Origin of the sequence: Streptomyces boncukensis, from assembly GCF_011045075.1 — a bacterium.
Lineage (GTDB): Bacteria > Actinomycetota > Actinomycetes > Streptomycetales > Streptomycetaceae > Streptomyces > Streptomyces boncukensis.
On the sequence record NZ_JAAKZZ010000153.1, the window covers coordinates 1 to 14,762 of the forward strand.

Annotated in this window: 15 protein-coding genes; 11 read left to right on the forward strand and 4 right to left on the reverse strand. The window is 72.5% G+C overall.

The window, feature by feature from the left end; translation table 11 throughout:
* Nucleotides 1–500, forward strand: a 500-nt coding sequence (locus tag G5C65_RS16485; protein WP_338146444.1) for a MarR family winged helix-turn-helix transcriptional regulator, incomplete at its 5' end; no start/stop codon positions are given.
* A gap of 66 nt (nt 501–566) precedes the next feature.
* Here G5C65_RS16485 and G5C65_RS16490 read toward each other — a convergent pair.
* The gene (locus tag G5C65_RS16490) at nt 567–1,532 is read right to left on the reverse strand and encodes an RNA polymerase sigma factor SigF (RefSeq protein ID WP_165299602.1); all 966 of its coding nucleotides are present in this window, start codon (nt 1,530–1,532) and stop codon (nt 567–569) included.
* A gap of 260 nt (nt 1,533–1,792) precedes the next feature.
* On the opposite strand from G5C65_RS16490, the gene G5C65_RS16495 reads away from it, so the two are divergent.
* From G5C65_RS16495 to G5C65_RS16515, 5 genes are all read left to right on the forward strand, one after another.
* Nucleotides 1,793–2,185 (forward strand): STAS domain-containing protein, encoded by a 393-nt coding sequence (locus tag G5C65_RS16495; protein ID WP_165299603.1) that lies wholly within the window; start codon nt 1,793–1,795, stop codon nt 2,183–2,185.
* Between the two features lie 212 nt (nt 2,186–2,397).
* The gene (locus G5C65_RS16500; protein ID WP_206441879.1) at nt 2,398–3,027 is read left to right on the forward strand and encodes an ATP-binding protein; all 630 of its coding nucleotides are present in this window, start codon (nt 2,398–2,400) and stop codon (nt 3,025–3,027) included.
* A gap of 172 nt (nt 3,028–3,199) precedes the next feature.
* Nucleotides 3,200–3,991 carry an LPXTG cell wall anchor domain-containing protein gene (locus G5C65_RS16505; protein WP_165299613.1) on the forward strand — a complete coding sequence of 264 codons (792 nt, stop codon included), beginning with the start codon at nt 3,200–3,202 and terminating at the stop codon, nt 3,989–3,991.
* 9 nt (nt 3,992–4,000) lie between these two features.
* A complete protein-coding gene (locus G5C65_RS16510; protein WP_165299604.1) occupies nt 4,001–4,903 on the forward strand; it encodes a hypothetical protein in 903 nt (300 codons plus the stop codon).
* A gap of 134 nt (nt 4,904–5,037) precedes the next feature.
* Nucleotides 5,038–6,696 (forward strand): FAD-binding oxidoreductase, encoded by a 1,659-nt coding sequence (locus tag G5C65_RS16515; protein WP_165299605.1) that lies wholly within the window; start codon nt 5,038–5,040, stop codon nt 6,694–6,696.
* 29 nt (nt 6,697–6,725) lie between these two features.
* Here G5C65_RS16515 and G5C65_RS16520 read toward each other — a convergent pair whose 3' ends face one another.
* Complete coding sequence (locus tag G5C65_RS16520) at nt 6,726–8,252, reverse strand: peptide MFS transporter (RefSeq protein ID WP_165299606.1); 1,527 nt, start codon at nt 8,250–8,252, stop codon at nt 6,726–6,728.
* 283 nt (nt 8,253–8,535) lie between these two features.
* Between G5C65_RS16520 and G5C65_RS16525 the strand changes: the two genes are divergently transcribed.
* On the forward strand, nt 8,536–9,216 hold the full coding sequence (locus tag G5C65_RS16525; protein WP_165299607.1) for a response regulator transcription factor: 681 nt from the start codon (nt 8,536–8,538) through the stop codon (nt 9,214–9,216).
* A gap of 15 nt (nt 9,217–9,231) precedes the next feature.
* Nucleotides 9,232–10,497 carry an ATP-binding protein gene (locus G5C65_RS16530; protein ID WP_165299608.1) on the forward strand — a complete coding sequence of 422 codons (1,266 nt, stop codon included), beginning with the start codon at nt 9,232–9,234 and terminating at the stop codon, nt 10,495–10,497.
* Here G5C65_RS16530 and G5C65_RS16535 read toward each other — a convergent pair.
* Nucleotides 10,429–11,013 (reverse strand): GtrA family protein, encoded by a 585-nt coding sequence (locus G5C65_RS16535; protein ID WP_165299609.1) that lies wholly within the window; start codon nt 11,011–11,013, stop codon nt 10,429–10,431. The genes G5C65_RS16530 and G5C65_RS16535 overlap by 69 nt on opposite strands.
* Before the next feature lie 118 nt (nt 11,014–11,131).
* Here G5C65_RS16535 and G5C65_RS16540 point away from each other — a divergent pair, with 118 nt between their 5' ends.
* The 3 genes from G5C65_RS16540 to G5C65_RS16550 are packed head-to-tail and all read left to right on the forward strand — an operon-like array spanning nt 11,132 to nt 14,044.
* On the forward strand, nt 11,132–12,277 hold the full coding sequence (locus G5C65_RS16540; protein ID WP_165299610.1) for a 5-(carboxyamino)imidazole ribonucleotide synthase: 1,146 nt from the start codon (nt 11,132–11,134) through the stop codon (nt 12,275–12,277).
* A gap of 40 nt (nt 12,278–12,317) precedes the next feature.
* Entirely contained in the window at nt 12,318–12,851 is a 534-nt protein-coding gene (gene purE, locus G5C65_RS16545) for a 5-(carboxyamino)imidazole ribonucleotide mutase (protein ID WP_165299611.1), read from the forward strand.
* A gap of 5 nt (nt 12,852–12,856) precedes the next feature.
* Nucleotides 12,857–14,044, forward strand: coding sequence for a dipeptidase (locus G5C65_RS16550; protein WP_165299614.1), 1,188 nt, complete (start codon nt 12,857–12,859; stop codon nt 14,042–14,044).
* 14 nt (nt 14,045–14,058) lie between these two features.
* Here G5C65_RS16550 and G5C65_RS16555 read toward each other — a convergent pair.
* Nucleotides 14,059–14,762, reverse strand: a 704-nt coding sequence (locus G5C65_RS16555) for a DJ-1/PfpI family protein (protein ID WP_241265841.1), incomplete at its 5' end; no start/stop codon positions are given.

The following is a 14,762-nucleotide window of genomic DNA, read 5'->3' on the forward strand; positions in this document are numbered from 1 at the left end:
GCACCGCGGCAGGGCGAGGTGACTCGGGGATGAAGCACGGGGACGCGGCGGGGCGCGAGGAGACGGCGGCCCGCGCCTGGTGGGCCATGCGCACCTTCGTGCTGGAGCTCGCCGACAAGCGCAAGCAGGCCACCGACGCGTCCGGGATGAGCTACTTCCGGATCAAGACGCTCCGCAGGATCGCCACCGAGGGCCCCGTCACCCTCCGCGCGCTGGCCACGGCGCTGTACGCCGACGCCTCCTACATCACCCTCAGCGTGGAGTACCTCGTGCAGCGCGGCCTGGTGACCCGCACCCCCAACCCGGCCGACCGGCGCTCCAAGCTGGTCCAGGTGACGGACGAGGGCGCGCGGCTGGCCGCCAGGGTGATCCGCATCATGGAGTCCCCGCCCCAGGCGCTGCGCGACCTCCCGGAGGAGGACCTGGCCACGCTGGACCGGATCCTCGACCGGCTCACGGCCGAGGGGACCGAACACGCCGAGGGCCCGTCAGGACGCTGATGGCGCGCCGTCCTGCCGGGCCCTCGTCCGTACGCGCCCCGTGCGCGTCGTGCGGAGTGCGCGTCGTCACTCGTCGACCATGAGCCCCTTCCGGAGCTTGCCCAGGGTGCGGGAGAGCAGCCGGGAGACATGCATCTGGGAGATGCCCAGCTCCTCACCGATCTCCGACTGGGTCATGTTCGCGACGAATCTGAGCGAGAGGATCCGCTTGTCCCGGGCCGGGAGCTCGGCGATGAGGGGCTTGAGGGACTCGACGTACTCGATGCCCTCCAGACCGTGGTCCTCGTAGCCGATGCGGTCGGCCAGCGCGCCCTCGGCGTCGTCCTCCTCGGGCTGGGCGTCCAGCGAGCTGGCGGTGTACGCGTTGCTCGCCGCCATGCCCTCGACGACCTCTTCGGCGGAGATGCGCAGCCGCTGTGCCAGCTCCTCCACGGTCGGGGCGCGATCCAGCGTCTGGGCGAGCTCGTCGCCCGCCTTGGCCAGGTCCAGCCGGAGCTCCTGGAGCCGCCGGGGGACCCGCACCGACCAGGAGGTGTCGCGGAAGAAGCGCTTGATCTCGCCGACGATGGTCGGCATCGCGAAGGTCGGGAACTCGACGCCGCGGCTGAGCTCGAAGCGGTCGATCGCCTTGATCAGGCCGATGGTGCCGACCTGGACGATGTCCTCCATCGGCTCGCTGCGCGAGCGGAACCGGGAGGCCGCGAACTTCACCAGCGCGAGGTTGAGCTCGACGAGGGTGTTCCGTACATAGGCGAATTCATGGGTGCCTTCTTCGAGGGTCTCCAGCCGCTCGAAGAGGGTCTTGGACAGGGCCCGCGCGTCCAGCGGTCCCACCTCGTCGTACGGCGGGATCTCGGGGAGCTGGTCGAGGAGGTCCGCGATCTCAGCGGCTTCCGCATCCTCGCCCTGGTCCGGGCTCGTGGGGTCGGGGTCCGGTCGGTCCGGCATCCGCTCCGGGCGGTACTGCTCCGGGACGGTCGGGGCGGCGACATCGGAGAGGTCCGATATCCCGTGGTCGAGCCGGGGTGACATGGTTGTCCTCCATCATTCTCGGCATATGGCTGCCGAAGCCGTGACGTGCACTACGGGGTGCGGCGCCTCCAAAGCCGACGTGTTTCCGGTCATCCCTTCTAGACCTACCTGGTTTTCCACAGCCATAGCAAGTTCTATATGTCCGGTATTGCCCTTGTCTGTTGGGTGTTCGGCTACCGGTCGCGCCGTCAAGGGCGTAGGGTTCGAACCGCTCGACGGGGGAAGCAGTGAGGGCTCTCACGCGATCAGAAGGGGTGTGCATGGACCGCGGGATGCCCGGCAGTACGAGCCGGGGCCGGCTGACGGTCGACGTACGGCACGTGGGGAGTAGTGCCGTGGTGACTCCGGAGGGTGAACTGGATCACCACGCCGCGGATCTGCTGCGCGAGCCACTGGAACGCAGCGTCGAGGAGGGGTACGCGCGCCTGGTCGTGGACTGCTCCCGGCTCCAGTTCTGTGACTCGACGGGGCTGAACGTGCTGCTCGGCGCCCGGCTGCAGGCCGAGGCCGCCGGCGGCGGGGTCCACCTGGCCGGGATGCTGCCGGTGGTCGCCCGGGTGTTCGAGATCACCGGTGCCGGGGCGGTCTTCACCGTGCACGACGATCTGGAAGCGGCGCTCGGGCACCCCTCCGGGGACCCCTCCGGCGCCTGACGTGTGACCGGCGCGCGTAATCGGCGCGTTACGCGCATCACACGAGTCCGGCCGAATCCGTGGGTGTTCTCACGGTGCGGCAGGGCAGGAGACCTCTGAATCTGTCAGGGATTCGTTAACGGACACCAGGTCCAGGGCGGGGGCACCCCCCGGTCGGCCGGGTGGCGCGGACGACGAATCGGTACATCGGTGATCGGTGAGGTGAACCACTGATGAGCACCACCCGGCCGCACCCGGCGGGCGACGGCGGCCCGGAGCCCGAGGGCACCGCGGCGCCGTCCGCCGTGCCGCAGGCCGGGTTCGCCGCGGGCGAGGGTGCGCACGGGGGCCGCGACGCCGGTACCGGTCCGGAAGGGGAGAGCGGCGCCGTGGGAACCACTGCCGATGCCGCCGCGGATCCGGCCGTCTCCGGTCAGGGTCACGGGCAGGCGATGCGCCAGGTCCGCAGGCTGCGGCTGGTCGGCGCCAGCGGCGCCGTGCCGCGCGCCCGGGACTTCACCCGCCAGGCGCTCCAGGACTGGGGCTGGCTCCCCGCCGCGACGGCGGACCAGCGGGCCGCCGCCGAGGATGTGCTGCTCGTCGTGTCCGAGCTGGTCACCAACGCCTGTCTGCACGCCGACGGGCCGGAGGAGCTGCGGATCGGCACCGGTGCGAAGGTGCTCCGCCTGGAGATAGTCGACCTGGGGGCGGGAGCCCCCGCGCCCCGCACCCCGCACCGCGCCGGTCGGCCCGGGGGCCATGGGATGTTCATCGTCCAGCGGCTGTGTCTGGACTGGGGGGTCGTCCGCAATCCGGACGGCACCGGCAAGACCGTCTGGGCCGAGCTCGCCGCCCCGAACTGACCGGCGCTGCCGCGCCCGAGCACGCACGAGCACACCTGAGCACGCCCGAGGAAATACGGGGCGTGCTCTTGTCTTCCATCCCCCGGTAGCCGGGCGTACCGTCAGCGACCAATCTGATAGGTCGTCAGTAACGTGCGAGCACGGATGAAGGGGGAACCCGGTGTCCCACCCCATGCGCCTCAGCCGGAGCGCCGCGCTGGCGCTCGCCACGACCCTCGCGGCGGCGTCTGCGGCCCTGCTCTCGGCGTCCCCGGCCGGTGCCACCACGGTCGACGTCGACTACCAGTGCAAGACGCCGATCGGCAACAAGGGCGCCGTCTCCCCGATCGACATCAAGAGCACCGAGAGCGGCGACGGCTACAAGCTCACCATGTCCTTCGAGAAGGGGGTCTCCTCCAGCCCCATCGAGCTCGGCAAGGGGGTGATGAAGCCGAGCGCCCTCGTCAAACTCGGCGGTGCGGACAGCGGAGACGTCAAGATGACCGGTCCGGCCAACGACGAGGCGATCCCGCCCAACACCCCCATCAAGATCCCCAACCTCTCGGGCACCTACACCCCGAAGAAGAGCGGCAAGGTCACCTTCACCGCCAGCACCCTCACCATCAAGGCGATGGGCACCACCACGACCTGCGAGCCCAAGAACAACCCCAAGCCCTCCCTCACCCTTGAGGTGAAGGGGACGGGCGGCGGGGACGACTCGGGCTCGGACTCGGACGCGGGCTCGGACGCCGGTTCCGGTTCCGACGCCGGAGCGGACTCCGGCGCCGGCACGGCCGGAGTGGCCGACTCCGGCGGCACCGGCGGCACCGGTGGCGGTGCCGCCGACAGCGGCAGCGGCGGGCTCCCCAAGACCGGCCCCGCCGACTCGGCCCTGGCACTGGGCACCCTCGGCGGCACGGTCCTGCTGGCCGGTATCGGCGGGGCGCTGTGGGTGACCCGGCGCAGGGCGGCCGTGCGGCCCTGACCGGTGGCCATGGGCATCCGGACGGCCGCCGCGCTGCTGGCGGCGCTGCTGGTCCTCGCGACACCCGCCCCGGCGGCCCGCGCGGCCCCCGGGGCCGAGGACGGCGCCCCCCGCGTCACCCTCTCCCGGCAGGAGGCGGGCGCGGGGGCCACCGTGACCGTACGCGGCACGGGCTGGCGCCCGAAGACGCTGCTCACCCTGCTGGTCTGCGGCCGGAACGGGATCGGCGGCACCGACTCCTGCGCCGCCGCGCGGGGCCGCGCGGTGACGACGGACCGGCGCGGCGCGTTCCGGGAGCGGATCCCGGTCGCCGAGCCGCCGCAGCTGTGCCCCTGCGTCGTCCGCGCCGAGACGGTGACGGGCGCGCGGGCGTCGGCCGACGCGCCGCTGAAGGTGGCCGGGCACCCGGTCCGGGAGCTGCCCCGGGACACGCCGCGCGGGGAGCTCGCCGTGCTGGACGCGCGGCTGGACGGCGGCGGTGGTCTGCTCGCCTGGTTCGGCGCACCGCAGCGGCGGACGCTCGTACTGACGGTGCGCAACAGCGGCTCGCGGCAGGCGAAGAACCCGGTCTTCGAGGTGGGCGCCGCGCACGGCGTGTTCGCGCCCGACTGGGAGCGGCGCCGGTGGCGCGGGACGGTGGCTCCGGGGAAGCGGGCCCGGGTCGAACTCCCGGTCGAGCTGGCGTCCGGCGCGCACGGCGACTACACGGTCGCGGCGAAGTACGGCACCCAGGTGCTGGCGGAAGAGCCCTGGTCGGTGGGGCGCCCCTGGGGCGTCACGCTCTTCTGGGCGCTGCTCTGCGTGGTCGTCCCGATGGCGCTCTTCCGGCTGGGCATGGTGCTCGTCAACCGGCTGCGGCCGCGGGAGCCGGCCGGCCGGAAGCGGAACCGGCACCGCCGCGTCCACGCCTAGGCTGTGCCCGGCGGATCCTGCTGGGCCGGGGCTGCCCCTTCCCGGCGGCACATCGCCGGGTGGTGATAGGTGCACCTCCGGCTCACCGGCCAGCACTCCTCTCCAGGCCGTCGGCCGCTCCTATTCTCAGTCACATGACTGAATTCGAGAGAGAGCAGGGACGCCGGGGCGTGCTGCGGGCCGCGGCGCTGGTCGGTGCGGGTGTGGCGGGTGTGGCGGGCGCGGGATCGCTGCCCGCCGCGGCGTCCGCCGCCGGCCGGGGCAGCGGGGCCACCGGGGACGGGACCTGGCCGCCGCCGCTGGGGCCGGTGCGGGTGGGCCCCGGCGACGACCGGTACGACTACCTCGTCTCCCGGGGCGCCGCCAACCGCTTCCGGGGCGCGCCGGAGCGGGTGTACGTCGTGGGCTCGACGGCCCAGACGGTGCGGGCGGTGCAGGAGACGCTGGACGACGGCAAGCGGATCGCCGTACGCAGCGGGGGCCACTGCTTCGAGGACTTCGTCGACAACCCGGACGTCCAGTCGGTCATCGACATGTCCGGGATGACGGGCGTCTACTACGACCCGCGGCGCCGCGCGTTCGCCGTCGAGGCGGGCGCCACGCTGGGCGAGGCGTACCGGCGGCTCTATCTCGGCTGGGGCGTGACGATCCCGGGCGGCTACTGCCCGGACGTCGGCGCGGGCGGCCATGTGCTGGGCGGCGGCTACGGGCCGCTGTGCCGGATGTTCGGGCTGGTGGCCGACTATCTGTACGCGGTCGAGGTGGTCGTCGTGGACCGCGGGCGCAAGGCCAGGAGCGTGGTCGCCACCCGCGAGAAGTCCGACCCGAACCGCGAGCTGTGGTGGGCCCACACCGGCGGCGGGGGCGGCAACTTCGGCGTCGTCACCCGCTACTGGTTCCGCACGCCGGGCGTGCGGGCGACGGCGGACACGGACCCCGCACGGCTGCTTCCCGCGCCCCCGGCCACCGCGCTCACCTTCTCCGCCGAGTGGTCCTGGAAGGGGATGGACGAGCCGGCCTTCACCCGCATGGTGACGAACCACGGCCGGTGGCACGAGCGGACCAGCGGCGCGGACTCCCCGTCGGCGGCGGTCTACAGCGAGTTCGTCCTGCTGCGCAGGCTCGCCGGGGCGCACTCCGTCTTCGGCCAGGTGGCGGCGGCCCCGGGTACCGACGAGCGGCTGCTGAAGGACCACCTCGGCGCCATCGGCGAGGGCGTGGCGCGGCCCGCCGAGCTCACCACCGAGCGGGTGCCGTGGCTGACCTCGGCCCTGCGCGGGCCCGGCGAGGAGATCGGCGAGTGGAAGCTGAAGATCAAGTCGGCGTATCTGCGGCGCCGCTTCACCAAGCGGCAGATCGCGGCGCTCTACCGGCACTTCACCCGCACCGACACCGATGTGGTGGGCGGCAGCGTGTCGCTGAACAGCTTCGGGGGGAAGGTGAACGACGTCCGGCCCGGCGACACGGCCGTGGCGCAGCGGGACTCGGTGCTCAAGCTGAGCTATCTGGCGTCCTGGAAGGACGACAAGGAGGAGGCGGCGCACCTGGCGTGGATCCGCGAGTGCTACCGGGACGTGTACGGGGACACCGGCGGGGTGCCGGTGCCCGGCGAGGTCAATGACGGGGCGTTCGTCAACTACCCGGACATCGACCTCGCCGATCCGGGGTGGAACCGCTCGGACACCTCGTGGCAGACGCTGCTCTACAAGGACAACCACCGCCGCCTGCTGCGGGTGAAGCGGCGCTGGGACCCGGGCAACGTCTTCCACCACGCCCTGTCCATCGGCAGCTAGCGCCGTGGCCGGCGCCCCCGGTCAGGGGCTCAGCCGACCTCACTCATCGTCGACGCGATCTGTCTGCGGTACATGTACACCGCGAAGCCCGCGAACACGGCGAGCGCCGCCTCCAGCGCCACCGCCCCGGTGGTGCTGAGGTCGACACCGCCGATGGAGAGCAGCCCGGTGACGCTGTCACCGGCCGTGACGGCGAGGAACCAGACCCCCATGAGCTGGCTGGCGTACTTCGCGGGCGCCAGCTTCGTCGTCACCGAGAGCCCGACCGGCGAGATGCACAGCTCCGCGATGGTGTGCATCAGGAAGATCAGCACCAGCCACATCGGGCTGACCTCGGTGCCGTCCGAGGCCATGCTCATCGGGATGACGAAGACGAAGAACGACAGGCCGGTGACGACCAGGCCGAAGGCGAACTTCTCCGTCGTCGACGGCTCCCTGCCGCGCCGGTTCAGCGCCAGCCACAGGGAGGCGACGGCCGGGGCGATCAGGATGATGAACAGCGGGTTGATCGACTGGAACCACGTCGAGGGGAAGTGCCAGCCGAGGATCGAGGTCGAGGTCTTGGCGTCGCCGAACGCCTGCACGGTGGACGCGCCCTGGTCGTAGATCATCCAGAACACGGCCGCCGCGGCGAAGAACCAGATGTACCCCGTCATCCGGCCCTGGTCGGCGGCGCTCAGCTCGCGGTCGCGCTTGATGCGGACCAGCACGGCGAGCGGGATCACCAGGCCGAGGACGGTGAGCGGGACCATCGCCCAGTTCAGCGTGAAGGAGCCGGTGCCGACGACGACGCCGTAGAAGACGGCGGCGGCCAGCGCCCACAGCGCCGCCTTGCGGATCCAGACGGCGCGCTCCTCGGCGGTCAGCGGCGCCGGCACATGGTCGCTCTTCGCGTCCAGGTGCCGGGAGCCGAGCAGGAACTGGAGCAGGCCGAGCGCCATGCCGACGGCGGCGAGGCCGAAGCCGAGGTGCCAGTTGACGGTCTGGCCGACGGTGCCGATCGCGAACGGCGCCAGGAACGAGCCGGTGTTGATCCCGATGTAGAACACCGTGAAGCCGCCGTCGCGGCGCGGGTCCTGCGGGCCGTTGTAGAGGTCGCCGACCATCTTGGAGATGTTGGCCTTCAGCAGCCCGGAGCCGGTGGCGACGAGCGCGAGGCCGGCGAAGAAGGTCGGGGTGCCCGGCAGCGCCAGCGTGAGATGGCCGAGCATGATGACCACGGCGCCCACGGCGACGGTCTTGCGCGGCCCCCAGACGCGGTCGGCGAACCAGCCGCCCGGCATCGTCAGGAGGTAGACCATCGCGTTGTAGACGGAGTAGATCGCCGTCGCGGTGGCCAGGGTCATGGCGAGGCCGCCGCCCTGGTGGCCCGCGCCTCCCTCGCCCGCGTCCGGACCGCCGGCCACGAGGTAGACCACGAGCAGGGCGCGCAGGCCGTAGAAGCTGAACCGCTCCCACATCTCGGTCATGAAGAGGGTGGCCAGACCGCGGGGGTGGCCGAAGAAGGTCGTGCCGCCGGTGGTGCCGGGGGCGTCCTTCGTGACGCTGGACGCCATATGTGTGTTCCTTGCCTTGCGCCGGGCGTCGTGCGCCCACGAAAAAAGGACCCGGGCCGTTGTGCTGTGGCCAAGGGTCCTTGACGTTCACTACATAGGTGCCCTCACCATATGTCACTCCCGGCGGCGCCACGGAAGAGCATGCGATACAGATCACAGGTGACCGGCGCAACTCTCCCGCACTTTCCATGGTGGCGTGTCCATATCACCGTTGATCGCGCGGCACTCGGCGGAACCCCCCGGGAGGACCCTTACTCTGGGCCACGCGGACTACCATCGGTTCATGACCCGAGTACTGCTCGCCGAGGATGACGCATCGATCTCGGAACCGCTCGCCCGTGCCCTGCGCCGAGAAGGCTATGAGGTGGAGGTGCGCGAGGACGGCCCCGCCGCGCTCGAAGCGGGGCTGCGGGAGGGGATCGACCTCGTCGTGCTCGATCTCGGCCTCCCCGGCATGGACGGCCTGGAGGTCTGCCGCCGGCTGCGGAACGAGGGGCATGCCTTCCCCGTCCTCGTCCTGACCGCCCGCGCCGACGAGGTGGACACCGTGGTGGGCCTGGACGCGGGCGCGGACGACTACGTCACCAAGCCGTTCCGGCTGGCCGAGCTGCTCGCCCGGGTCCGGGCCCTGATGCGCCGGGGCACCGCTGCCGAGCCGGCCCCGCCGCCCGCCACCCACGGGGTGCGGATCGACGTCGAGTCGCACCGCGCCTGGATGGGGGAGGAGGAGCTGCAGCTCACCGCCAAGGAGTTCGACCTGCTGCGGGTGCTGGTCCGGGACGCGGGCCGGGTCGTCACCCGCGACCAGCTGATGCGCGAGGTGTGGGACACCACCTGGTGGTCCTCCACCAAGACGCTCGACATGCACATCTCCTGGCTCCGCAAGAAGCTCGGCGACGACGCCGCGAACCCGCGCTACATCGCCACCGTGCGCGGAGTCGGGTTCCGCTTCGAGAAGAGCTAGGGGCGGGTCCCGGGAGTGCGCCGTCGGCTGATCCTCTCCACCCTCGCCGTCGTCCTGGTCGTCGTCGCCGTCTTCGGCGTCTCCCTGGTCATCGTCGAGTCCCGCACCATCGAGAACAGCACCCAGGAGAACGTCCGCTCCGAGGCGGTCCGGCTGGTCTCCACCATCGAGAGCCGGGTGGTGGCCGAGGAGCGGGTGAGCGCGCGCAGCATCGGCGCCACCCCCGCGCACGACCGCTATATCCGGATCGAGCTGCCCGGCCGCAAGCCCATCGAGGTCGGCGACCGGCCCGGCGGCGGTGTCGTCGAGTCCCAGCAGACCGGCTCCCACGGCGAGCGCGTCACCGTGCAGGCGCCCCGCTCCGCCGTGCGCGCCGAGGTGGGGCGCAACCTGCTGATCATCCTCGCGGTCGCGCTGCTCGCCATCGTCGCCGCCGCGGTCCTCGCGGTACGCCAGGGGCACCGGGTCGCGGCGCCGCTCACCGACCTCGCCGAGACCGCCGAGCGGCTCGGCTCCGGGGACCCGCGCCCGAGGCACCGGCGGTACGGCGTCCCCGAGCTGGACCGGGTCGCGGACGTGCTGGACGCCAGCGCCGACCGCATCGGGCGGATGCTGACCGCGGAGCGCCGACTGGCCGCCGACGCCTCGCACCAGCTGCGTACGCCGCTGACCGCGCTCTCCATGCGGCTGGAGGAGATCATCGCCACGGCCGACACCGACGACCCGGAGGAGCGGGCGGTGGTCAAGGAGGAGGCGACCATCGCGCTGGCCCAGGTCGAGCGGCTGACGGACGTGGTGGAGCGGCTGCTGACCAACTCCCGCGACCCCCGCTCCGGCTCCGCGGTCACCTTCGACCTGGACGAGGTCGTCAAGCAGCAGATCGAGGAGTGGAAGCCCGCGTACCGCGGCGCGCGCCGGGCGCTCGTCCGCTCGGGCAAGACGGGGCTGCGCGCCGTGGGCACACCGGGCGCGGTGGCGCAGGTGCTCGCCACCCTGATCGAGAACGCGCTGATGCACGGCGGCGGCACGGTCGCGCTGCGCACCCGGGTGGCCGGGAACCAGGTGGTGGTGGAGGTCACGGACGAGGGCCCCGGGGTCGACCCGGAGCTGGGCTCCCGGGTCTTCGAGCGGACCGTCAGCGGTCACAACTCCACGGGCCTCGGGCTCGCCGTCGCCCGGGACTGGGCGGAGGCGGACGGCGGGCGGCTGGAGCTACTTCAGCAGCTGCCGCCGGTCTTCGCGCTGTTTCTCAGCCGTGAGGCGTCGGACCTTCACACGTGAGCCCCGCGCGACGCCGTTCGCGCGCTTCCCGCCCCGCGTTCCGGCCCGCGCGCCGTCCGGTGCCTCGTCCCCCGCCTCCTGCGCCGCGACCCGGAAGACCCAGGTCCGGTACGACCAGAAGCGGAAGACGGTGCCGGCGGCGAGGCCGATCACGTTCTTGGCGATGTTGTCGGCGAGCGGGGAGGTGTAGCCGAAGCCGTAGTGGGAGAGGGCGAGGATGCCGTTCTCCAGGACCAGCGCGATACCGCTGAAGAGGAAGAAGAGGGCCGTCTCGCGGTGTATCCGGCTCTTGTCGATGTGCCGGTAGGTCCAGTAGCGGTTGCCCAGGTAGTTGGTGGCGATGGCGACGACCTGCGAGATGACGCCCGACCTGATGGGCGCCAGCGAGAAGGTGTGGATACAGAGGTTGAATATCGCCACATTGACGAGGAAACCGACCGCTCCCACGGCGCCGAACTTCGCCAGCTCGTGTGCGAGCTTCTCTGCTCGTACACGGAGTGAGCGCCGTTCACTCATAGTGATGTATAGCCCCGTTTCGGTCGGCATCTGGTCTGTGAGCCATGCTAACCACGGGCGCGATCCAGCGGAGGGGCATCGCGGAAGCGCCTGCTGACAGCCCCGTAGTCTGGTAGACGTGACGTTCCCGGTAGTCGGTATGGTCGGCGGCGGACAGCTCGCCCGTATGACCCACGAGGCAGGCATTCCCCTCGGCATCAGGTTCAAGCTTCTCTCGGACACCCCGCAGGACTCGGCGGCGCAGGTGGTCGGGGACGTGGTGGTCGGCGACCACCGCGACCCGGAGACCCTGCGCGCGTTCGCCCGCGGCTGCGACGTGCTCACGTTCGACCATGAGCATGTGCCCACCGCGCTGCTGCGCGAGCTGGAGGCCGAGGGCATCCCCGTGCGCCCCGGGCCCGACGCGCTCGTGCACGCCCAGGACAAGGGCGTGATGCGGGCCCGCCTGGACGAGCTGGGCATCCCGTCCCCGCGCCACCGCATCGTCGCCGGCCCCGCCGACGCGGCGGCCTTCGCGGCGGAGACCGGCGGCTTCCCCGTCGTCCTCAAGACCGTCCGCGGCGGCTACGACGGCAAGGGCGTGTGGGTGGTCCGCTCCGCGGGGGACGAGGCGGCGCACGAGCCGTTCCGGGCCGGCGTCCCGGTGCTGGCGGAGGAGAAGGTCGACTTCCGGCGCGAGCTGGCGGCGAACGTCGTGCGCTCCCCGCACGGCCAGGCGGTGGCCTACCCGGTGGTGGAGTCCATTCAGGTGAACGGCGTCTGCGACACCGTGCTCGCCCCCGCGCCCGGCCTCCCCGAGGCGGAGGCCGTACGGGCCCAGGAGCTGGCCCTGACCATCGCCCGCGAGCTGGGTGTGGTGGGCCACCTGGCGGTGGAGCTCTTCGAGACGCGGGACGGCCGGGTCCTGGTGAACGAGCTGGCGATGCGCCCGCACAACTCCGGGCACTGGACCCAGGACGGCGCGGTCACCTCCCAGTTCGCCAACCATGTGCGCGCCGTCCTCGACCTCCCGCTGGGCGATCCGCGCCCGCGGGCCCGCTGGACGGTCATGGCCAACGTCCTCGGCGGCGACTACCCCGACATGTACGCGGCGTATCTGCACTGCATGGCGCGCGACCCGCAGCTGAAGATCCATATGTACGGCAAGGACGTCAAGCCGGGCCGCAAGGTCGGCCATGTGAACGTCTACGGGGACGACCTGCCCGACCTGCGGGAGCGGGCCGCCCACGCGGCGGGCTACCTGCGGGGCACGATCGACGAGTGACCGGCGACAGGGCAGCCGGTCACCACCACGAGGGAGACATATGAGCACCGCACCACCCGCCGTCGGCATCGTCATGGGCTCGGACTCCGACTGGCCCGTCATGGAGGCCGCCGCCAAGGCCCTGGACGAGTTCGACGTGCCCTACGAGGTGGACGTCGTCTCCGCCCACCGCATGCCCCGCGAGATGCTCGCGTACGGCGAGGACGCCGCCGACCGCGGCCTCAAGGCCCTCATCGCGGGCGCGGGGGGCGCGGCGCACCTCCCCGGCATGCTCGCCTCGATCACCCCGCTGCCGGTCATCGGCGTCCCGGTGCCCCTCAAGTACCTGGACGGCATGGACTCGCTGCTCTCGATCGTGCAGATGCCCGCGGGCGTCCCGGTGGCGACCGTCTCCGTGGGCGGAGCCCGCAACGCGGGCCTGCTGGCCGTCCGGATGCTCGCCGCCCACGACGAGGCGCTCCGCTCCCGGATGCGCGACTTCCAGCAGGAGCTGAACGAGCAGGCGACGGAGAAGGGCAGGCGGCTGCGCGCCAAGACGTCCGGCGACACATCCTTCGGATTTGGAGGCAAGTGAGCAGTATGACGAACGGCTCCCTCACCCGCGCCAGAGAACTCCTCGCCGCCCACCCGGTGGTGGACGGCCACAACGACCTCCCCATGGCGCTGCGCGAGCAGGTCCGCTACGACCTCGCGGCGCGCGACATCGCCGCCGACCAGTCGGCGCACCTGCACACGGACATCCCCCGGCTGCGCGCGGGCGGCGTGGGCGCGCAGTTCTGGTCGGTGTACGTGCCCGCGAGCCTCGCGGGCGACAGCGCGGTCAGCGCCACCCTGGAGCAGATCGACGCGGTCCGCGCGCTGACCGCCCGCTATCCGCGGGACCTCCGGCCGGCCCGCACCGCCGACGACATGGAGGCGGCCCGCGCGGACGGCCGGATCGCCTCGCTGATGGGCGCCGAGGGCGGCCACTCCATCCACAACTCCCTCGCCACCCTGCGCGCCCTGTACCGGCTCGGGGTGCGCTATATGACGCTCACCCACAACGACTCCCTCGCCTGGGCCGACTCCGCGACCGACGAGCCGCGCGCCGACGGCCTCTCCGCCTTCGGGGAGGAGGTCGTCCGCGAGATGAACCGGCTCGGCATGCTGGTGGACCTCTCGCACGTCGCCGCCTCGACGATGCGGGACGCGCTGCGGGTGTCCGAGGCGCCGGTGCTCTTCTCGCACTCCTCCTCCCGCGCGGTCTGCGACCACCCGCGCAACATCCCGGACGACGTCCTCGCCGACCTGCCGCGCAACGGCGGCGTGGCGATGGCGACGTTCGTCCCGAAGTTCGTGCGGCGGGACGCGGCCGAGTGGTGGGAGGCCGCGTCGGCGCACCTGGCCGCGCGCGGCCTGGAGATGTTCGACACCGCCGAGGAGGCGGTCGAGGCCCGCCGCGCGTACGAGGCGGAGCACCCGCCGCCGCGGGTGACGGCGGCCGATGTGGCCGACCACCTGGACCATATGCGCGAGGTGGCCGGGATCGACCACCTGGGCGTCGGGGGCGACTACGACGGCATGCCGTTCGGCCCCACGGGCCTGGAGGACGTCTCCGGCTACCCGAACCTGGTCGCCGAGCTCCTCGGCCGCGGCTGGTCCGAGGCCGAGCTGGCCAAGCTGACGTGGCAGAACGCGGTGCGGGTCCTGCGGGGCGCGGAGGAGACGGCCCACCGCCTCGCGGACCGCGCCCCGTCCACGGCGACCCTCGCCGAGCTCGACGGCTGACGGCGCGGGAGCCGTCAGGAGCGCCGCCCCGTCTCCCAGACGGTGCCGCGCGCCGCGTACTCCAGCATCATCTCGACGCTGTTCGCCGCCTCGGAGCTCAGCTCCCGCTTGACGAGCCAGAGTCCGAGCTCCAGCCCGGAGGTGATGCCCTGCGCCGTGACCAGGTCGCCGTCGTCCACGACCCGCGCCGGGGTCAGGACGCCGCCGCCCCGCTCCAGGTCCTTCAGGGCGCCCCGGTGCGTGGTGCAGCGGCGGCCCTTCACCAGTCCGGCCGCCGACAGCAGCAGCGCGCCCGTGCACAGCGAGCTGAGCGTGAGCCCCCGGCGCGGGGCCGCCGCCAGGGCGCGGGGCAGCGTGCCGCGCTCGATCTCGGCCCAGATGCCGGGCCCGTTCCTCCGCGCGTAGCCACCGCCCGGAACGACGATCAGTTCCGCCTCGTGCGGCGCCCAGCGGCGGCTGACCTGGACCTCGGCGCCGTACGAGCAGCGCACCGCGCCGGTCGGGCCCGCCGTGACGAGGCTGACGTCCATCGCGCGGCCGCCGCTGTGCGGCTTCGCCGCGGAGAACACCTCGTACGGCCCGGCCCAGTCCTGCTCCTCCACACCGTCGAACATCACGATGTGCACGCGGAACGGCCGCCGCCCGCGCCCGTGCCCCTCCCGCCCGCTCGCGCTCGCGGGGGCCGCCGCGCCCACCGCCCCCGCGAGCGCGAGCGGGC